This is a genomic window from Pseudogracilibacillus sp. ICA-222130, assembly GCF_037892545.1.
GTDB lineage: Bacteria > Bacillota > Bacilli > Bacillales > Amphibacillaceae > Pseudogracilibacillus.
The window spans coordinates 189,667-210,865 of the sequence record NZ_JBBKBG010000001.1; the positions used below are offsets into that span (position 1 = coordinate 189,667).

24 protein-coding genes are annotated in these 21,199 nt (G+C 33.4%); 1 reads left to right on the forward strand and 23 read right to left on the reverse strand.

Annotated features, from left to right (window positions below; all coding sequences use genetic code 11):
• Complete coding sequence (locus WKT09_RS00920; protein ID WP_340414225.1) at positions 1-1,347, forward strand: aspartate kinase; 1,347 nt, start codon at positions 1-3, stop codon at positions 1,345-1,347.
• Between the two features lie 362 nt (positions 1,348-1,709).
• On the opposite strand, the gene spo0A is transcribed toward WKT09_RS00920, so the two are convergent.
• From spo0A to WKT09_RS01035, 23 genes are all read right to left on the reverse strand, one after another.
• Positions 1,710-2,495: a sporulation transcription factor Spo0A gene (spo0A, locus tag WKT09_RS00925; RefSeq protein WP_340414226.1), complete on the reverse strand. Its 786-nt coding sequence runs from the start codon at positions 2,493-2,495 to the stop codon at positions 1,710-1,712.
• 104 nt (positions 2,496-2,599) lie between these two features.
• Complete coding sequence (gene spoIVB / locus WKT09_RS00930) at positions 2,600-3,814, reverse strand: SpoIVB peptidase (protein WP_340414227.1); 1,215 nt, start codon at positions 3,812-3,814, stop codon at positions 2,600-2,602.
• Between the two features lie 191 nt (positions 3,815-4,005).
• Positions 4,006-5,703 (reverse strand): DNA repair protein RecN, encoded by a 1,698-nt coding sequence (recN, locus tag WKT09_RS00935; RefSeq protein WP_340414228.1) that lies wholly within the window; start codon positions 5,701-5,703, stop codon positions 4,006-4,008.
• 26 nt (positions 5,704-5,729) lie between these two features.
• Positions 5,730-6,179 (reverse strand): transcriptional regulator AhrC/ArgR, encoded by a 450-nt coding sequence (gene ahrC / locus WKT09_RS00940; protein WP_340414229.1) that lies wholly within the window; start codon positions 6,177-6,179, stop codon positions 5,730-5,732.
• Between the two features lie 21 nt (positions 6,180-6,200).
• Entirely contained in the window at positions 6,201-7,010 is an 810-nt protein-coding gene (locus tag WKT09_RS00945) for a TlyA family RNA methyltransferase (protein WP_340414230.1), read from the reverse strand.
• On the reverse strand, positions 7,007-7,621 hold the full coding sequence (locus WKT09_RS00950; protein WP_340414231.1) for a hypothetical protein: 615 nt from the start codon (positions 7,619-7,621) through the stop codon (positions 7,007-7,009). Before WKT09_RS00950 ends, WKT09_RS00945 begins: the two co-directional genes overlap by 4 nt.
• A 701-nt stretch (positions 7,622-8,322) precedes the next feature.
• A complete protein-coding gene (locus WKT09_RS00955) occupies positions 8,323-9,210 on the reverse strand; it encodes a polyprenyl synthetase family protein (RefSeq protein WP_340414232.1) in 888 nt (295 codons plus the stop codon).
• 5 nt (positions 9,211-9,215) lie between these two features.
• A complete protein-coding gene (gene xseB / locus WKT09_RS00960; protein ID WP_340414233.1) occupies positions 9,216-9,452 on the reverse strand; it encodes an exodeoxyribonuclease VII small subunit in 237 nt (78 codons plus the stop codon).
• Positions 9,445-10,797 carry an exodeoxyribonuclease VII large subunit gene (xseA, locus tag WKT09_RS00965; RefSeq protein WP_340414234.1) on the reverse strand — a complete coding sequence of 451 codons (1,353 nt, stop codon included), beginning with the start codon at positions 10,795-10,797 and terminating at the stop codon, positions 9,445-9,447. Before xseA ends, xseB begins: the two co-directional genes overlap by 8 nt.
• Positions 10,797-11,648: a bifunctional methylenetetrahydrofolate dehydrogenase/methenyltetrahydrofolate cyclohydrolase FolD gene (gene folD, locus WKT09_RS00970; RefSeq protein WP_340414235.1), complete on the reverse strand. Its 852-nt coding sequence runs from the start codon at positions 11,646-11,648 to the stop codon at positions 10,797-10,799. Before folD ends, xseA begins: the two co-directional genes overlap by 1 nt.
• A gap of 16 nt (positions 11,649-11,664) precedes the next feature.
• Positions 11,665-12,024 (reverse strand): transcription antitermination factor NusB, encoded by a 360-nt coding sequence (gene nusB, locus WKT09_RS00975; RefSeq protein ID WP_340414236.1) that lies wholly within the window; start codon positions 12,022-12,024, stop codon positions 11,665-11,667.
• Between the two features lie 127 nt (positions 12,025-12,151).
• Positions 12,152-13,510, reverse strand: a complete 1,359-nt coding sequence (gene accC, locus WKT09_RS00980; protein WP_340414237.1) for an acetyl-CoA carboxylase biotin carboxylase subunit — start codon at positions 13,508-13,510, stop codon at positions 12,152-12,154.
• Between the two features lie 20 nt (positions 13,511-13,530).
• On the reverse strand, positions 13,531-14,034 hold the full coding sequence (gene accB / locus WKT09_RS00985; RefSeq protein ID WP_340414238.1) for an acetyl-CoA carboxylase biotin carboxyl carrier protein: 504 nt from the start codon (positions 14,032-14,034) through the stop codon (positions 13,531-13,533).
• Positions 14,035-14,364: 330 nt separating this feature from the next.
• A complete protein-coding gene (locus tag WKT09_RS00990; protein WP_340414239.1) occupies positions 14,365-14,883 on the reverse strand; it encodes a SpoIIIAH-like family protein in 519 nt (172 codons plus the stop codon).
• A 13-nt stretch (positions 14,884-14,896) separates the two neighbouring features.
• On the reverse strand, positions 14,897-15,508 hold the full coding sequence (gene spoIIIAG / locus WKT09_RS00995; protein ID WP_340414240.1) for a stage III sporulation protein AG: 612 nt from the start codon (positions 15,506-15,508) through the stop codon (positions 14,897-14,899).
• A complete protein-coding gene (gene spoIIIAF / locus WKT09_RS01000; protein ID WP_340414241.1) occupies positions 15,490-16,047 on the reverse strand; it encodes a stage III sporulation protein AF in 558 nt (185 codons plus the stop codon). The genes spoIIIAG and spoIIIAF overlap by 19 nt, the downstream gene beginning before the upstream one ends.
• 8 nt (positions 16,048-16,055) lie before the next feature.
• Complete coding sequence (gene spoIIIAE, locus WKT09_RS01005) at positions 16,056-17,228, reverse strand: stage III sporulation protein AE (RefSeq protein WP_340414242.1); 1,173 nt, start codon at positions 17,226-17,228, stop codon at positions 16,056-16,058.
• Positions 17,229-17,256: 28 nt separating this feature from the next.
• Positions 17,257-17,658 carry a stage III sporulation protein AD gene (gene spoIIIAD / locus WKT09_RS01010; protein ID WP_340414243.1) on the reverse strand — a complete coding sequence of 134 codons (402 nt, stop codon included), beginning with the start codon at positions 17,656-17,658 and terminating at the stop codon, positions 17,257-17,259.
• A 9-nt stretch (positions 17,659-17,667) separates the two neighbouring features.
• Positions 17,668-17,868, reverse strand: a complete 201-nt coding sequence (spoIIIAC, locus tag WKT09_RS01015) for a stage III sporulation protein AC (RefSeq protein ID WP_340414244.1) — start codon at positions 17,866-17,868, stop codon at positions 17,668-17,670.
• Positions 17,869-17,913: 45 nt separating this feature from the next.
• Positions 17,914-18,426: a stage III sporulation protein AB gene (locus tag WKT09_RS01020; protein WP_340414245.1), complete on the reverse strand. Its 513-nt coding sequence runs from the start codon at positions 18,424-18,426 to the stop codon at positions 17,914-17,916.
• A complete protein-coding gene (gene spoIIIAA, locus WKT09_RS01025; protein WP_340414246.1) occupies positions 18,423-19,331 on the reverse strand; it encodes a stage III sporulation protein AA in 909 nt (302 codons plus the stop codon). Before spoIIIAA ends, WKT09_RS01020 begins: the two co-directional genes overlap by 4 nt.
• Positions 19,332-19,445: 114 nt before the next feature.
• On the reverse strand, positions 19,446-20,006 hold the full coding sequence (efp, locus tag WKT09_RS01030) for an elongation factor P (RefSeq protein ID WP_336267015.1): 561 nt from the start codon (positions 20,004-20,006) through the stop codon (positions 19,446-19,448).
• A gap of 34 nt (positions 20,007-20,040) precedes the next feature.
• Positions 20,041-21,099 carry a M24 family metallopeptidase gene (locus WKT09_RS01035; protein WP_340414247.1) on the reverse strand — a complete coding sequence of 353 codons (1,059 nt, stop codon included), beginning with the start codon at positions 21,097-21,099 and terminating at the stop codon, positions 20,041-20,043.
• Between the last annotated feature and the right edge of the window lie 100 nt (positions 21,100-21,199).

Here is a 21,199-nt window from a genome sequence, read left to right on the forward strand (position 1 = left end):
ATGAAAGTAGCAAAATTCGGTGGTAGTTCATTAGCAAATGCAACACAATTTAAAAAAGTAGCAAATATTGTAATGGAGGATGAAGAACGTAAGTTTATTGTTGTTTCTGCACCTGGAAAAAGACATGATAAAGATTATAAAATAACAGATTTATTAATTAATTTAGGAAATGCATTTTACAATAAAGATAAGTATAAATCTTATTACATTACGATTATTGATCGATTTACAAAAATAATCAATGAATTAAATGTGGATGATGCATTAGTGGAAGAAATTAAAGCGAAAATTGATGCGACATTAGATGCTTCTTTATCTTATGAAGATTTAATGAATCAAATTAAAGCATTAGGTGAAGATAGCTCGGCAAAAATTTTAAGTGCCTATTTACAAACATTAGGTGTAAATGCACATTACGTAAACCCTAAAGATGCCGGGATTATCGTCAAAAATGATCCACATGGTGCTCAATTGCTGGAAGATAGTTATGAAAAAATTTATACTTTACGTGAAAAAGATGGTGTTTCAGTTATCCCAGGATTTTTTGGTTTCACAAAAGACGGACAATTGGCAACATTCTCACGAGGAGGGTCTGATATAACTGGGGCAATTATTTCAGCAGGCGTGGAAGCAACATTATACGAAAACTTTACAGATGTTGACTCAGTTTATGCGGTGAATCCATCCATTGTTGAAAATCCACATGAAATTAAACAGCTTACATATCGTGAAATGCGCGAACTATCCTATGCTGGATTTTCCGTATTCCATGATGAAGCTTTAATACCTGCATTTAATGCACGTATCCCTGTTTGTATTAAAAATACGAATAATCCATCTGCTCCAGGAACAATGATTGTTGCAGACCGTGAAGTAGATGATAGATGTGTCGTCGGAATTGCAAGTGACACGGGATTCTCCAGTTTATATGTAAGTAAATTTTTAATGAACCGTGAAATCGGGTTTGGACGAAAATTATTTCAAATTCTCGAAAATGAACAAGTATCATTTGAACACTCCCCTTCTGGAATTGATGACATGTCCATTATTATTCGAGACAGTCAATTAACAGAGGAAAAGGAACAAAAAATTGTCAAACGTATTTATGATGAATTACATGCTGATTTTGTTGCATTTCATCGTGATTTAGCTTTAATTATGGTCGTTGGTGAAGGAATGAACGAAGCAATTGGTATGGCACAAACAGCAACAACTGCTTTAGGCGAAGCGAATGTAAACTTAGAAATGATCAACCAAGGTTCATCTGAGGTTTCTATGATGTTCGGTATTAAAGCAAATGATTTACATCGAGCAATTAAAGCATTATATAGAGCTTACTTCGAATAGTATATAAAGTTATTAAAAAAGTTTGAAACATATAGTAAAAATAAATAAAACACGAATAATTGATTTTGGATAAATGCGATATCAATGTACTAAGTCATATACATGGGTAAAACTTTGTCAATAGGGATCACATGATACGCCCCCCTATTGACTTTGTAAATTATGATTTACTCTGTGACCATAAATTATGTACATTAGCTTTCATTTTCCGTCTCATTATTCGTGTTTTTATTTACTTCCCATCCTATTCCAAACTTTTTATGCATGATAAAGAAACAATGATGACATATATAAATTACCTGATAAAATTTTTACAACTAAATAATACATATTAAAATAATCATTTCGGAAGAGGTAAACAATTAACTCACTTTTGCATTTAATCTTAATCTGTCAGCGAGCATGGCGATAAATTCAGAGTTTGTCGGTTTCGCTTTGGCAATATTCACTGTATAACCAAACATTTCCGTAATAGAGTCGATATTCCCTCTATCCCATGCCACTTCAATTGCATGTCGTATCGCCCGTTCCACCCTGGATGGAGTCGTATTGTATTTTTTTGCAATATCTGGGTATAAAATTTTTGTAATTGCCCCGAGTAATTCAACATCTTCGTACACCATTTGAATTGCTTCACGTATATATAAATATCCTTTAATATGTGCTGGTACACCGATTTCGTGCATGATATTCGTAATGGTCGTCTCAATATTTTCTTTCGATACATTTTTTGTCTTTTCATTTGAAACAAGTGATTGTGTTGCATAAGTACTTTCACGATCCATCACTTCACGAATTTTGGTCATTAAATGTTCGAAATCAAATGGTTTTAACATAAAATAAGAAACACCATAATTTAATGCTTGTCGCATTACTTCTTCTTGTCCAAATGCCGTTAGCATAATCACTTTAGGTTTTTCTTCCATCGATTCATTCATCCACTCTAATACAGCCAGTCCGTCTTTATGTGGCATAATAATATCAAGTAATACAACATCTGGCTTTACACTCATTAATTTTTCGACACATTCTACTCCATCATGTGCAATACTAACTACTTCCATGTCATCTTGTTCAGAAATATACGTGTGTAAAATATTGACTAGCTCTCGATTGTCATCGGCAACAGAAATCTTAATTTTCCCCAATCATCCACACCCCTTATAAAATTGCTTTCTATATGTATTATTCGACAAGATTACATTTATTCCTTCACAAAGAAGAAAAAACTTTCTGCCTGGAGACAGAAAGTTTATGCCGCATCATTCTTCTTTTTTAATGTTAATTCCGCTTCCTCTAACATCCACTCGATATGCACACCATAACCTGATGTTGGATCATTGACGAAAACATGTGTCACCGCACCGATTATTTTGTCATTTTGAATGATTGGACTTCCACTCATTCCTTGGACAATCCCGCCAGTTTTATCTAATAAGCGTTTATCGGTTACTTTTAATACAATTCCTTTCGTCGCTTTGAACGGTTGTTTGGATGCGTGTAAAATTTCCACATCAAATTTTTCGATTTTATCTTTTTCAATAACCGTCCATATTTCAGCAGGACCTTTTTCGATTTCATGTGCAAAGGCAATATCTAATGGTTCTTCACTTTTTAATAAATTGTCGTTTAAAGTACCATAAATACCAAAAGGGCTATTTTTTACAACATTTCCTAATTTATTTTGTTTCATTGAAAATGTTGCCTTTTTCTCACCAGGAATTCCTTTATTTCCTTTTTTAATGCTCGTTACTTTTGATAAAACAATTTTTCCGTCATGAATATTTACAGGTTTATTTGTTGCAGCATCATTTACTGTATGTCCTAATGCTCCATATTTTTTGGTTGTCGGATCATAAAAAGTAATGGTGCCAATACCAGAAGAAGCATTTTTCATATAGAGCCCAATCTGATATTTATTTTCTTTTTTATTTTTTACAGGTTTAACGTTGGTAGAAATTTCTTTTCCATTCCTTTTTAATGTAATGGCAATATCTTCATTTTTTTCTGCATACTTTTTAACAATCGTAGGAATTTCGTTAATGTCTTTAATTTTTTCATCATTCATGGATAAAATAATATCACCTACTCTTATGTTTGCCTGTTTTGCTGGTGATGTTACATCTTTTCCATCTAATGCATGATGGCCAACGACGACCACACCTGTTGATTGTAATTGTATTCCGATCGATTCACCACCTGGTACTACTTTTTTTCGTGTTTCATTTGTAGCTTGGATTTTCTTCAATGGCACTTGATTCGCGTAAAATGTCATTTCTGTTTCATCTGTAGATGTAGTGGTCGTAACTTCTGTTTCATAAGATTTGTCACTGAAGTATTGGAGGTTTGTTTCAACAGTGTTTGGAATATCGGTAAAAATAGATGTTATGGAAGAAAACGGTGTGTATAGAAAGAGTAAAAGAGTAAAAAAATAAAAAAGACGAATGATTTTTTTCTGTACATGCAATTTTGGTCAGCTCCTCATTCGTTTTTGTTTCGATATGTTTAATGTGACCAAAATGGCTCTATTTTAAACGAGCAAAACTTAAGCAAATTTGTGTAATTTTGGATGAATAAAAAATGAGGCAATGTGAGGAGGGTAGCAAGTGTGAAGTAATCCCATCTTAAAAACTGAATGGTGCCATTACCATCCAGTTTTTAAGATACCGTTCGTTTAAATTTATTTGTTAAATGCAATAATTGTTGAGCATGTTCAATTGCTGTTTCCGTTAATTCGGTTCCAGTAAACATTTTACCAATTTCATTTATTTTTTCATTATTGGATAAATCCGTTATTTTTGTTGCTGTACGTTCATTTACTTCATGTTTTTCGATAAGTAAATGGTTATCTGACATGGCAGCAACTTGAGGTAAATGTGTAATACATAAAACTTGTGCATTTTTTGTAATTTCATACATTTTTTCGGCAATGGACTGTGCAACGCGTCCACTAACACCTGTATCAATTTCATCAAAAATTACGGTTTGGATTTGATCATGTTTAGAAAAAATATTTTTTAATGCAAGCATAATTCGTGATAGTTCTCCGCCAGAGGCAACTTTCGCCAAATCATTTAACGGCTCTCCAATATTCGTACTAACCATAAAAGAAATTTGATCTATTCCGTTTGCATACAATGTATTGGTGTCATTTTTTTCGAAATGCACAGAAAAAGTCGCATTTTCTAAATAGAGATCTTTTAATTCCACTTCAATTTCTTTTTCCAATGACAAAGCTGCTTTTTTCCTTGCGTTATGCAATTGTTCCGCAATAATGAATGCTTCGTTTTCTATAGCCGTTATTTCTTTCTCTAATTGAAGTAGATGATCTTCTTTATGTTCAATTTCATCGATTTCCTGTTCAATTTTTACTTTATACTTAAAAATTTCATCTATGTTTAAACCATATTTTTTCTTTAAATGATTTATTTCATTTAGTCTGCTTTCTATGTCGTTTAGTTCGTTCTCATCATAATATAAAGTATCAATATATTGACGCAATGAAAAGCTAATTTCCTCTAGTTGATAAAATAAAGATGACAAATCATCTGCATGATGTTCTAAATTCTCATCTAATTCCTTTACTTGTTGCAAATTATTTTGAGCAATATCAAGTAATTCAAGTGCGTGTTTTTCGCCAGCTAACAAACTATATGCCTCATCAACTGTCCGATATAACTTCTCATGATGATGTAATTTATTTCTTTCTTCTGTTAATGCTTCATCTTCCCCAATTTGCAAATTCGCTTCTTCTATTTCGTGTAATTGAAATTGAATGAAATCTAAACGATGTACCATATCCTGTTCATTCGTTTGTAATTGTAGATGCTTTTTTTTCAATGTATTTAATTTCGTATACAGTGCATCATACATTTTTATTAATGGATCAATTTGTTTTTCATCGTAAGCATCTAATAATTGTATATGTGTTTCTTCATCCATTAACTGAATAGTATCATGCTGACTGTGGATATTCACTACTTTTTGACCAATCTCTTTTAAAACAGATAAAGTTACGATTTTATTGTTTATTTTACAAATACTTTTTCCTTGTTTTGTAATGGTTCGCTCAAGTACTAGCATTTGGTCGTGGATATCAATGTCATAAAAATTTGCCATATCCTTTAGATGGTCATCCCCATCTTTTAATGAAAATAAACCGCTAATTTCTGCCTTTTTTTCTCCATGACGGACATAATGAACAGATGCACGAGCACCTGCTAATAATTCTACTGCATCAATAATAATCGACTTTCCAGCACCTGTTTCTCCAGTTAGTACCGTTAATCCTTCGTGAAATGTGATCGAAATATCATCAATAATAGCGAAATTTCGTATCGATAGTTCAGTTAACAACGGTCATCACCTCGCAATTTGTTACTTTATAACATTTGCACGATACGTTCTTTTACTTCTACCGCATGTTCTTCTTCTCGACAAATAATCAGGCACGTATCATCCCCACAAATTGTACCGAGAACTTCTTCCCATTCAATATCATCGATTAATACTCCAATAGCATTTCCGTTTCCAGGAAGTGTTTTTAATACGATAAAGTTCTTCGCATGGTCAATACTAACGAATGCTTCCATAATTAATCGTTCTAATTTCTCTAGTGGGTTAAAACGTTGTTCTGTTGGTAAGCTGTACTTATATATACCTGCTTTTGATGGTACCTTGACAAGATGTAATTCCTTTATATCACGTGATACAGTCGCTTGTGTTACATTAAATCCTAAATTTTTTAAACGTTCTACAAGTTCATCTTGTGTTTCAATTTCGTTTTCGGAAATTATTTCCCTAATTTTAAAATGTCGCTTTGATTTACTCATTTCCTTCTCTCCTGCTCGATATTATTTAAGTGTATCATGTGCTTCATTGACAATGTCTGGGATCTTATCCATTATGGACGTAGAAGAATCAACCACTTCATCGATATATAAATGTGCTAAAAACTCAATATTTCCTTCACCACCTGTAATCGGTGAGAATGATAAATCTTTACACATTATCCCTTCGTTCTCAACGAATGAAATAATCTTTTCTAACACTTCTACATGTATTTTTTTATCTTTGATGACCCCTTTTTTTCCAACTTGTTCTCGAGCTGCTTCGAACTGTGGTTTAATTAATGCGATGACATCTGTCCCATTTTGCGCAATCGTTTTTAATACTGGCAAAATAATTTTCAATGAAATAAATGATACATCAATCGTTGCAAAATTCGGTAAACCTTGATCAAAAAATGATTGTTTTACATGACGAAAGTTTGTTCTTTCACGAACGATGACACGATCATCTGAACGTAATTTCCAATCTAATTGATTATATCCTACATCTATAGCATACACTAAACTTGCTCCATTTTGTAAAGCGCAATCTGTAAAACCGCCAGTGGAAGAGCCGATATCTACCATGATTTTATTTTCAACAGATACATCAAATATTTGTAATGCTTTCTCTAATTTAAATCCACCACGACTAACGTATGGTAACTGTCCTTTAACAGTAAGTGGAATACTTTCATCGACTTTTACTCCTGGTTTATCTAAGCGTTCATTTTCAGAAAACACTTGTCCGGCCATAATTAGTCGTTTCGCTTTTTCACGTGTGTCGATTAAATTTCGTTTAACTAATAGTACATCTAGTCGTTCTTTACTCATTTTTTTCTTCCTTTTTTCTTAATTTTATCTTGATTATTTTTCGATGAAAAGATATTTATTTTCATTTTCTCTTGAATAAAATAAATTGCTTTTCCAGTCATTAACAAAATATTTGTCGATGCATTCATCGCAAAATATTTTCCTAATGCTTTACCGCCAACTGTTAATGCAGCAATCAGGCTCGTTAATACAATGGATAATGCTAATTGCATCGGGGATTCGGGACTCTCATTCATTAAATTACCTATTTCAATAATAACAACTGCTAGTGCACTACCACTTATAATACCAGATATATCCCCAATCACATCATTACAAAAACTGGCGAATTTATCCGCATTTTTATAAATTAAAACAGCTTCTCTTGCACCTGTAACTTTTTCTGCCGCCATCGCATGTAGTGGCCTTTGATCTGCTGCAGCTGCTGCAATACCTAACATATCAAAAAAGATGCCAATTAGGACAAAAAATAAAACAAGTATCATACCAATCATCCAAGAGACTTTCGGTAAGATAGTAGAAGAAAAACTTGAAAAAATAGCCGCTAACACGAACGTGATAACGGCTATCGTTAAACTAAATTTTATCGATCTTTTTATTTTATCGTTCATATGTATATCATACCTTATTTGAGTCATCGTATTATAGAAGGAATGGTCATTTATAAAGTTAAGACTGCGGCTTAGGTCCAGTAGGTTTTCCCAGATAGATACCTAGTGTCGCCACTAAGGCAGTTCCCTTTTAAATCTATCTTAACTTGTTGCCAGAAGTTAGACTGGATTACCACTTAGTCCGCACTATAATCCCTTATAAATGTCAACATGAACAGCCTAGGAGCTTTCCTCTAACAGTCTTTAACCTGTTTCTAGCCTCTTTTGCAACTCCGATTTCATAAAGCGCTACAAAATAATGAAGTAGTGGCCACCTACTTATTATTTTAAAAACTTTAATCCTCTCGGCAATCACTCAAGGCAGGCTACTCTGTCTTTTTATGAAAGAACTTAATCTTTCGACAGGTTCATACCCCATTCCATCATGTCTCCGAATCGGTAGACCGTGACAGAGATGGGCCTCCGCGGTAAATGGGTCAACGCCCACATGCCTTTGTGGATCGCCCATAAACCTTAACTCCCAGCATCGACCCAAGGCTGGGCGCCTCAAGCCTACACAAGGAACTTCATCGATATGCCCTTTGGCGGATTTTTAGGCCCGCCTTCAAAACAGGGGGACTGACTAGGATACTGCACCATTCCATTATTAGAAACATTATATCATGAAAAAAGCTAGAATTCCATGAACGAAACAGTTTTTATTAATGGTCACGTTCACCAAAATAATATAGAAGTTGTTCTAAATAGGATTGTTCTATATTTGCCTCTTGTAATGCGTGTAAAGCCTTTTCTGTATATGCAGTTAAATGATTTTTTGCACCTTCTAATCCAAGTAAATTTGGATATGTACTCTTTTTATTCTCTTCATCACTACCGATAGGTTTTCCTAATTTTTCTTGATCACCAATCACATCTAAAATATCGTCCTGTACTTGAAAAATAATCCCTAAATAGTAAGCGAATTTTTTCAGATGTGTTAATTGTGTCTCTGTCGCATTACCTAAATACGCTCCAGCAATAATCGCAAAAGAAATTAACTTCCCTGTCTTATGTTCGTGTACTTTTTCAAGCTCTTCTAATGACAGAGGACTCATTTCTCCTTCCATATCTAAAACCTGCCCCGCGACCATTCCTTCAGGTCCACTTGCATGGGATAATTCAGTAATTAAAAAGACTTTTTCTTCTGCCGTTAATAACTCGTCTTTTGCAATTAATTCAAAACTGTTTGTTAATAATGCATCTCCAGCCAAAATGGCTGTAGCTTCATCGAATTTTTTATGGTTCGTTAAAGCACCACGACGATAATTATCATCATCCATCGCAGGTAAATCATCATGAATGAGTGAATATGTGTGAATCATTTCTAATGCTGCTGCAGTACGTAATGTTTTCGCTTCATCTGTTTTATGAAACGATTGATAACTTGCAAGTAGCAATATCGGTCGTAATCTTTTACCACCTGCAAGCAATGAATATTCCATGGAAGCCTTTAAGTTTTTTGGAATATTCGCATCCGTATATAAGGATGATAGCTTCTGTTCAATTAATTCTTTCCCATGTTGTATATAATTTTTTATAGAATTATTCAATTATATTAATCCTCCAATACTTCATCATAAGGTTCTGTCGTTCCATCAGCCTGCATTAATTCTGTCATTTTTTCTTCTGCGTTTTTTAACATACGATTACATTGTTTGGATAACTTCATACCTTCTTCATATAAAGCCATCGATTTTTCTAATGGGATATCATCATTTTCTAAAGATGTAACAATCTCCTCTAATTTTTTTAATGCTTCCTCAAACGAAAGTTCATTCAATTGTTCACTCATTTTTTGGGTCCCTCCGTATTTCCTGTACTTGACAGTATAAGTCACCGTCATGCAATTTAAGTCTAATAGAATCTTTAGTTTCTACATGGTTTATCGACTTAACGACTCGATTCTCTTCATCATAAGGTAATGCAAATCCCCTCTTTAAAATATGTAGGGGATTGACGAGTGATAATTTATCTATTATGTGTACAAATTGTTGTGTAGACTGACGGATATGTTGTGCTGTTTTATCCTCCAATTGGCTACTTAATAATTGTACTTTTTCATGTAGTTGTTTTAACTTACGGTCAGGATGATAAAAGGATAATTTTGTCTCTATTTGTTGTACACAATGTTGTGTTCGATATAATTTTTCCTCTATTTGCTGTTGTAAACGATCATCCAATGTATCGACAAATTGTTGTTTTTCATAGATAATTTGTTTTGGCATTTGAAATGACGGTGATTGTTCTATCTTTTGTAATAATTCTTTCCGACGGGCAATATTTAGTTGTAGTAATTGCTTTAAACGAACGGACATATGTAGTAGATTTTCTTCTACATCGATGATGGAAGGTACTGCTAATTCCGCTGCACCAGTTGGTGTCGGTGCACGTAAATCTGATACAAAATCTGTTAATGTCGTATCTGTTTCATGTCCTATTGCACTAATAATAGGAATGTTTGATGCAAATACTGCTTCAATCACTCGCAATTCATTAAAAGCCCATAAATCTTCTAATGAGCCACCACCACGACCAACAATTAGCGTATCAAACGTATGAACTCGGTTCGCTAATTCAATCGCTTGTGCAATCGATTCTTTCGCTTCATTTCCTTGTACAATTGCAGGAATAACGGTTATTTGCACAATGGGGTACCTTCTTTTAATAGTCGTGATCATATCACGTACAGCGGCACTTGTCGGCGAAGTGACAAGGCCGATGGAAGTTGGGTATTGAGGAATACTTTTTTTATGGTGCATATCAAATAACCCACGTTTTTGTAAGTCACTCTTTAATTGCTCATACGCTAAATAAAGTGCTCCAATTCCATCAGGTTCCATGTCTTTTATGTATAGTTGATATTGTCCATATTGTTCGTAAACCGTTACTTGCCCTTTTATCAGTACGTGCATTCCATTTTCTGGACGAAATTTCACATGACGATTATCACCGTAAAACATAACAGCAGGAATTCTCGCGCCATCATCTTTTAAAGTTAAATACATATGCCCATTTCGATGTAAATTAAAATTCGATATTTCCCCTTTTATATAAAGTTCCTGTAAATGAGGGTCAATATCCATCTTTTTCTTTAAATATTTTGTTAAAGCAGTGATGGTTACATAGCGTTTTTGCACTATTGTTCGATCCTTTTCGCTGCTTCAATCGTATTTCTTAATAACATCGTAATGGTCATTGGCCCAACACCCTTTGGTACTGGAGTTATGTATGACGCAACTTGTTTTACATCTTCAAAGTCCACATCTCCTGTTAAAGTACCTTCTTTTGTACGGTTCACTCCGACATCTATCACGACGGCACCTTCTTTGACATAACTTGCATCAATTACATGTTCTTTTCCAACCGCGACAATTAAAATGTCAGCTTGTTTTGTAATGTCTTTCATATTTTTTGTTCGTGAATGGCAGTACGTCACTGTCGCATTTTCATTTAGTAATAATTGTCCAACAGGTTTACCGACAATATTACTTCTTCCGATTACAACCGCATGTTTTCCTTCTGTTTCAATTTGTTTTGATTGAATCATTTGTATAATTCCATGTGGTGTACAAGGTAAAAATGTTTCTTGACCAGTCATCATTTTCCCGACATTAATTGGATGAAATCCATCTACATCTTTTTTGGGATCAATCGCTTCAATTATTTTTTGTTCATCAATATGTTTTGGAATTGGTAATTGTACTAAAATCCCATGTACCGTTTTATCGTTATTTAGACGGTCAATTTCTGTTAATAATTCCGCTTCTGAAATGGATGCATCTTTGCGGATAATTTCTGAAATAATCCCAGCCTCGTTACATGCTTTATGTTTTCCTTTTACATAAGATTGTGATGCAGGGTCATCTCCTATTAAAATGACGGTTAATTTTGGGAAAATCTTCTTGTTATTTAATGCTGCAACCTCTTGTTTCATTTCTTCACGTAAATTACTCGCTAATTCTAGTCCGTTTATTACTTCCGCTGTCATAAAAATGCCTCCCTAACTACTTAATTAATTTTGCTAAAACTCCATTAATAAATTTACCTGATTTTTCATCACCATATTTATGTGCTAATTCCACTGCTTCATTAATCGAAACAGCTGTTGGTACATCCTCTATATGCTCAATTTCATAGATAGCAATACGTAAAATGGTTTTTTCTACTAATGCAATCCGGTCAATGGTCCAATTCGTTAAATGTTCTTCAAGTTGATGATCGATACCTTCTTTATACGAAATAACTCCATGTACGATTGTTTTAACGAATGTATCCTCTATATATTCTTCCGTGACTCCCTCTTCATTTAAGTCTACAGAAAATAAAAGTTTAAATGCTTCTTCTCTAGCAGCTCTTCGCTCCATGAATTTTGTTCCCTTCTACTTATCATTGTTAATCTTTATCATGATTTTATCATACCATGACAGATTAAAAGTTACTAATAGGAACAAAGAAAAAGGTTGGAATAATTTCATTCCAACCTTCATCGTATTACTCATCTTTTGGTGTGATCGGATAATCTGTTAAGAAGTTTGTGTTAAAATCCCCTTGAACGAATACATCATGTTCCATAATTCTTGAATGGAACGGTATAGTCGTTTTAACTCCTTCTACTACAAATTCATCTAATGCACGTTTCATCCGCTGAATTGCTTCTTCTCTCGTTCTACCATGTGTAATCAACTTGGCTACCATGGAATCGTAAAAAGGTGGAATGAAGTATTCAGGATAAACTGCTGAATCAACACGTACTCCTAAACCTCCTGGCGCTAAATACATGTCTACTTTACCAGGTTGAGGCATAAAGTTATTAAATGGATCTTCCGCATTAATTCGGCATTCAATTGACCAACCGTTTAATTCGATATCTTCTTGTTTATAGGCCAATTCTTCCCCGTTTGCAACACGGATCATTTCTTTAATTAAATCAACACCAGTAACCATTTCTGTTACGGGGTGCTCTACTTGAATACGAGTATTCATTTCCATGAAATAAAATTCATTATTTTCACGGTTGAAAATGTATTCGATCGTTCCAGCACCAACATAATTTACAGCTTTAGCAGCACGGACAGATGCTTCTCCCATTTCTTTTCTAAGCTCAGGTGTAATTGCTGGTGATGGTGTTTCTTCGACTAATTTTTGTAAACGGCGTTGGATAGAGCAATCTCTCTCCCCTAAATGAATGACGTTACCGTGTTCATCTGCCATTACTTGAATTTCAACATGGCGAAAATCTTCAATACATTTTTCTAAATACACACCAGGGTTACCAAATGATGTTTCTGCTTCTTTTTGTGTGATACGGAAACCGTTAATTAACTCTTCTTCGTTTTTGGCGATACGAATACCTTTACCGCCCCCACCTGCTGTCGCTTTAATAATGACTGGGTAACCAATTTCATTCGCTATTTTTACTGCTTCGTCTTCATTCGCTAAAATTCCATCCGAACCAGGAACGATTGGTACTCCTGCTTCTTTCATCGTTTGTCGAGCTACATCTTTAATTCCCATTTTTTGAATCGCTTCAGGTGTCGGACCGACGAATTTCACATTACATTCTTGGCATAATTCTGCAAAATCTACGTTTTCTGCTAAAAATCCATACCCAGGATGAATGGCATCTACACCAGTTGATTTTGCTACCGTTAAAATATTCGTCATATTTAAATAACTTTCTGGTCCAGGCGCAGGTCCGATACAATAAGCTTCATCTGCGATTTGTACATGTAATGCTTCTTTATCTGCCTCAGAGTAAATTGCTACGGTTTGAATACCTAATTCTTTACATGCACGAATAATTCTTACAGCAATTTCTCCTCTATTTGCGATTAATAATTTTTTAATCACGTTATATCGTCCCCTTACTTTTACTTAGTTTTCACCTTAAATAATGGTTGTCCATATTCAACTAATTCTCCATCACCAACTAAAATTTCTACGATTTCACCAGTTGTTTCTGCTTCAATTTCGTTGAATAACTTCATTGCTTCTACAATACAAACGATTGTTTCTTCATTAATTGTTGATCCAACTTCAACATATGCATCGCTTTCTGGTGATGGCTTACGGTAAAACGTTCCAACCATTGGGGAAACGATTTCAATAATAGAGTCATCTTCTTCTGTTTGTGCAGGAACTGCCTGTTGTTTAGGAATTTCTTTTAAAACAACTTCTTCCTTCTTCTCTTCTACAACAGCTTGAGTTTGTACTGGTGCCGCTTGTTGTACTACCTCTTCTACTTGATTTACGATCGGTTGTTTAGTTTCTTTTTTAATTGTCATCGTAGATCCATCGTTCTCATACGTGAATTCACTAATAGACGATTGGTCGATTAATCTAATTAATTCTCTTAATTCTTGTACCTTAAACATATGTATAACTCCCCTTTTTCAAATAATTAACTCATTCGATATTCATTTTAACACAAATATTCAAAATACACTTAATTTTAATTATATTGTTTACATCCACCGTTATTCGGTCATAAATGGACGATTTAAAATTAAATGTAAACATAATTTTACCATAGAAAGGTTGTTTTGAAAAAATAAACATAGTATGCTCTTTTTCAACCCTTACACAAAAAACGAAACAATAGATAGCATGAAAATATTCAATGCACCCATTATTTCGTTTCAAATATATTATATAAACATCGCTACAGAAAAAATAAAGTTAATATCCACTTTGTATGTACAGCATTATTTCGTGATCAGTTCGTGTTTTACATCGATTTCTTTTTCGGTAAATTCATCTTTTACCATTTGCATCACTTGTACTGCCTCTTGCTTTTCTAATGAATCAGATAATATGTGTACATGGACTTTGTCATCATCTGTTCGAACGAGCACATCTTTAAAATTTTCATAATTCGTTTTGATCATTTCTTGTAATATTTGTTCCTTCGTTGATAATGACTCCAATGTAGACATCTCATTCAATGCTTCATTTATTTCGTTTGTTGTTGCATCATTTGAAGCGATGATTTCTTTTAAACGCTCCTTTTTTAAATTTCGTTCATCTTCTAACTCCATACGAATCGTCGTATATAATTCATTCACACTGACCTCTTCAATATCTTCAATCGTTATTTCCTCTTCCAAAAAGTCATCATTTACTTCTTGAAACGTCATGTTTTCTTTATCAGATACAATATAATATACACTTAAAACAATCATTAAACTTAACATCGTCAATAACCAAACTGTTTGTCGTTTCATTTACTTACCCCTTTCATTTTTGTTGTACAGAAATTTTATATGTTGGTATATCTAACACTTTTGCAACGGCATCAATTACTTCTTTTTGTTTATTAGCAGATTGGACTCCATTTGCAATAATTAATACGCCTCTTACTTCTGGCTTTTTTAATTGAGTTAATAATGGTACTTCTTTTTCTCCCTCCCTTACAAAGACAATTTTTGTTTCTTTAGACTCGTCCTCCACTTGACGAGTCCCACCATTTGTATCTTGTTCTTCTGTCTGTTGTTTTTGTGTCAAATGATCTTTTTCATATATTTGCACATTAGTTGAATCAATGTTGATCATTACTTCTGCATCTTGTATTCCATTCATTTTATTCAAAATATGTTGCAGTGATTGTTCATATTGTTCCTCTAATACACGAATATGTTCGTCTTCTACATGTATGGTTTCCGTCTCTTTTTGTGCGTCTTGTTCTTGTATGTATACATCATTCGGTTCCTCTATTTTTTTGTTGTTATTTCCAATAAATAATACGAGCATCCCTATTAAGCCAATAAGTAAAATATATTTATTTTTTTTATCCTTTTCTATCCAACTTACAACATATTTGATCCATTTTATTATAATCGCCTCCCCCACTTTACTTTAATTGGCACATCATTTACTTCCCATATTTGTTGTAATTTTTTCACTAGTTTTTCGTCTTTATCCGTTTGGGTTGAATAGGATGTATCGTCATTTACAATGATTTTATCAACGTGAATAAATTGCTCTGATTCTTCATCCATATAAACAACTATTTCCTGCAAACTCGATTCTTCCATGATAAATTCTATATCATGTATTACTTGTCCAGTTAATTGTCGATTTGCTTCATCGATTAAAATTTCTTTTGACTCATTCCATATATATGCATCTCTTTCTGATTCTAAACCATTCCAACCAATATTTTCTTCTACATTTTCCGGTATTAGTATCTGTTCCATTTTTTGCCAAGATACATCAAGGGATATATTCATTAAACTAACAATCGGTTGTAAAAAGATAAGTAATAAAAAGAGCCCAAGCACGATTTCTACATATTTTCTAAATTGATTTTCTGGTAATAATATTTGAATAATAGTTCCAATAAAAATAAAAATTATTATTTGAGTAACCCAATCAACGATATACTGCATGATGATCCCTACCTCAAAAATAGCGGAATATTGCTCAAAACAATCATAATGACGACCGAAATAAAAAACATAAAGGACACGATAAGCAAACATGTAAATAAGAACATCATATATTGACTAACAGTTTGTAACATGGCGCTCACTTCTTTATTTCCTAAAGGTTGAATAAGTGCGGCAGCTAACTTATATAGAAATGCAATAATGACAATCTTAATTAAAGGAAATATCGCAATCATTACAAGTATCACAACTCCGGCAATTCCAACTCCGTTTTTTAACAATTGTGCTGCAAATAAAAATGTGTCGGTCGCCTCGGTAAAGGTCCGCCCAATTATCGGAATAATATTACTCGATAGAAATTTTGTCGTTTTTAAAAGCAAACCATCCTGAACTGTATGAACCGCCCCTTGTATGGATAAAACGGTAAGAAAAACAGTGAAAAATACACTAATTATTCCTATGCTTACATGTTTAAATAAATGCGCTAATTTAGTTGCTTGGAACCGTTCATTAAATTGGCTCACCATCGTTAATAGTAGACCGATATACAAAAATGGAAGGACGAGCCTAGTCATTAATAGTCCACTTATATGTGTTAAAAATATAATAGTTGGATGAAAAAATGCAGCGGTTAGTAATTGTCCTGAAGTTGCTAGTAAGGAGAGTAAGATTGGTAAAAGTGCTATCATAAAATTATTCATCATTAAAATCGTATCTTTTGTATATGTAAACACGTGGTGAAAACTTTGAAGTGAAATATATAAAATCACGATATAAACGATGAAATTGGCTACTTTACTTACTGTTTCATGTAAAAATGCATGTTGAATTGCTTGTAAAAGTAAATGTAATATCGCAAGGAGCAATAATTGTGAAAGGAGTGTAGATTGTATCCATATTTCATGAAACAAATAATGAAACAATCCTTTTGCCATATTTTTAATTGAAAAACTTCCATCTTGCATAATTAAATCTTTTATATCTTTATTCGTTAATTCAGTAAAATACGCTCCGTACTCCTTTTGGATTGTTTCCCAGTATAATTCGATATCTTCCAGTGGAATCGACTGTAATAATTCGTCTTCAATTTGAATGCCTTTCTCCGTTAAGCTATCTTCCGCAACCACTTGAGATGGATGAATTAGAATCAATATAACAATAAGGAGGATGTTGTTTTTCATACATTTATTTCGATCCTTTCCACTCCTTTTAAAAAGGATATTCCGTTGGGATAAATTGTAAAATAATTTGAATGACCGCTTGAATAATAGGTATTGCTAAAATTAAAATGAAGACTTTTCCTGCAAGTTCTATGTTTGAACCAATGGATGATAATCCAGCATCACGCATCATATTTGCCGCAAACTCTGTTACATAAGCAATTCCAATAATTTTAAAGATGGTTTGGATATAAATGGAGTCAATACGAACTAGTTGTGCTAATGATTGTAACAATTGGATGATTTTCGTTATTTCCAACATGACGATAAACAAAACAAACATGCTTGTACAAAGAACGATCACAAAGGCAATAGATGCATTTACTTCTTTTACAACGATAAATAAAAATGCTGCAACGATACAAATGAGGATAATTTGTATAATAGTCATGTTTTATTCCTACATAAAAAAAATGGATTTCATTTGTTGGAATAATTGTGATAAATGATTTACAACAAAATATAAAACAATAATGAAACCGACAAGGGATACAAATTGAGCAATGTCTTCTTTGCCCATCTGCTTAAGAACAGTATGGATTAACGCTGTTACAATCCCAATCCCAGCAATTTGAAATAATATGGTAGCGTCAACCAACATAAACATAACCCCTTTCTAGCTTCATGTACATTTAATATATCGTCATTACATAAGTAAAATGACAAGGAAAATACCGAGAAATATACCAAGTTTCGTATATAGTTTGCTATATTTCTTACGTTCTTCCATTGCTTGTTCTAAAATTTGTTCCAAATAAGTAATTGTTAATGTGATTTGTTCATGTTGTTTCATGAGAGTATAATCACCTAATGTATGGCCAAATTGCTTTAAGACAATTATTTCATCCTTTTGAAGCGCACTTATTTGTAATAAATGATCTGTTTCTTTTTCCCAAATAACAGATAAATTTGTAATAATCGTTTCCATTTCATTTACTAATGATTGATAATACTGTTTTAACGGGTCTGCAACTTTTTCACTTATAATAGAAAAAGTCTCTTGTAGTGGGCGTTGATTATGTACGATTTCTGCATCCATGATATGAAATGAAAAAATTAATTGTTTTAATTGTCTTTCTCTTTTTGTATACAACATGCTGTAGCGGTGACCGAACCATGAAGTACATAGTAAAATCATACATGCACCAAACCATTTCATCTTTTATGCACCTTATAAAAGTTCATTTTTTCATTCTTTTTATGGAACATCGTAAATGAAAAAGCACCATTTGTATCTCGAGTTACATGAACAAAACGTTTGAACAACTGTTGTTCAAATAAACTTTTTAACTGCGGCCTTTCCATCAATTCGTCCATATTGTTACTGTGCGCGGTACAGATGATCGTTACACCAGTTCGAATCGCTTCTAAAATTGCCTGTACATCTTCTATGCTTCCTATTTCATCTATAATTAATATTTGTGGTGACATGGAACGAATCATCATAAACATCCCAAATTGTTTTAAACAATTATCCATTATATCCGTGCGTACACCGATATCTAATTGAGGGATTCCATTTTTACATGCAGCCAATTCTGAACGCTCGTCTACAATCGCAACTTTTTGGGAAATCATCCCATCATCACTTATTTGTTTTGCAAGATCTCGGAGTAAAGTCGTTTTACCTGTTTGTGGTGCGCCAAAAATGATGGTATGTTGCAATGTATTTCCTTCTTTAATATTATTTAATAATGGTTTGGCGATTCCTTTTATTTCTTGTGCAATACGAATATTAAAAAAAGTTGCTTCTTTAATCTTTTTTTCATCTGTTAATACTTCTCCAGAAAATCCGATTCGATGCCCTCCGCTAATCGTTAAAAAACCTTGTTTAAACGGTTCGTCCATTCGATAAATAGAATGATTCGTTAATTGCCTTAAAAAATACATTCGCTCTTGTTCTGTGAAAGTATAATCTAGCAATATATGGTTTTGAAAAAAATTTAATTCAATCGGTTTTTGAATGCGGAGGCGTATTTCTTCTAGTTGGTTTGATTGGTTGTACACTTTTTCTTCTAACATCTTTTTCACATTCGGTGAAAACAATTGGAAAATCTCTTCCATCTGCAACACACCTTTTCCCTTCTTTCTTCACTATATGTTCGTCTTAAAATAAATATGAAGGAAAAATAAAAAAACTAGCAAATGATGATCATTTGCTAGTTTTTCCATACAATATTAATTTTTACGAGACACATATTTACCATCTGAAGTACTAATCGTTAAAACATCCCCTTCATTAATAAACAATGGTACTTGCACCACTAAACCAGTTTCTAATTTAGCAGCTTTTGAACCACCACTTACCGTATCCCCTTTAATTCCAGGTTCTGTTTCTGTCACAGTTAAATCTACATTATTTGGAATGTCAATTCCAATTACTTCTCCTTGATACATAATGATATCAACAAAGGAGTTTTCAATAATATAGTTTAATTCATTTTCAATTTGAGATGCTTGTAATTCAATTTGTTCATATGTATTTGTATCCATGAATGCATGTACATCTCCTGATGCATATAAATATTGCATTTTATTATGCTCAATATGGGCACGTTTTACTTTCTCACCAGCTCGGAATGTCTTCTCCTGTATGTTCCCATTACGTAAATTACGTAATTTAGAACGAACGAAAGCTGCTCCTTTTCCTGGCTTAACATGTTGGAACTCAATCACTTGCCAAATATTATCTTCATATTCGATAGTTGAACCTGTTTTAAAATCATTTACTGAAATCATTTTTTGTAGCCTCCTTATCATCCATTATACATTATTACACAATAATTAATTCTTTTGGCGAATGTGTGATAACGCGATTCCCGTCTTCCGTAATCACAATATCATCTTCTATTCGACATCCACCCACATCTGGAATATAAATTCCCGGTTCTACGGTTACAACCATATTCGGTCGTAACACCGTGGATGAACGTTGAGATAAACCAGGACCTTCATGAATTTCTAACCCAATTCCATGTCCTGTTGAATGACCAAAGTATTGTCCATATCCTTTTTCTGTAATATAATCTCGCGTAGTGTCATCTGCTTCTTTTCCTGTCATTCCAGCTTTAATGTTTGCTACTCCTAATTTTTGTGCTTCTAAAACGACGTCATATATTTCTTTTAGTTGATCATTAATATCACCAACTGCAATTGTTCTTGTAATATCTGAACAATATCCTTTATAATAAGCACCAAAATCTAATGTAACGAGTTCTCCCGTTTCAATCTTTTTTTGAGAAGCAACCCCATGAGGTAATGCAGAGCGCCAACCAGATGCAACAATGGTATCAAAACTGGAAGAAGACGCACCTTTACGACGCATGAAAAATTCCAATTCATTTGCTACATCGATTTCTAATATTCCTGGTTCTATAACAGTTAATATATGTTCAAATGCATCATCTGCAATTTTAGCAGCCTCTTCTAAAATATGTATTTCATCTAGAGTTTTGATCTCACGTAATGATGCAAAAAAACCTTTCAATGGAACTAGTTTTGCGTTAATTTTTGCTTCATACGTTTTATATTGATCATAAGTCATATCATCTGCTTCAAAACCAACATTTGCAACTCGAAGCATGCTTAATTGAGTTGCAATTTCATCTAATAATAACCCTGTATGTTCAATCACTGTAAATTCTTTCGCTTCTTCTGTAGCTTGTGTTGTGTAACGAAAATCAGTTATAAATAATGCTTCTGTTTGCGTAATGATTGCTACGCCAGCTGTACCAGTGAAATTTGTCATATATCTTCTATTATAAGGACTTGTAACGAGTATAGCATCCAGGTCTTGTTCTGTTAGTTTTTTTCTTACTTGTTCAAGTTTCACTTTTTCACCTTCTTTTCTATAAATTCATCTGTACTTGTTTAGGTTAAAAGAAAATCGTTGCATCATAAAATGAAAAAACTAATCATGCATCTATCATGAT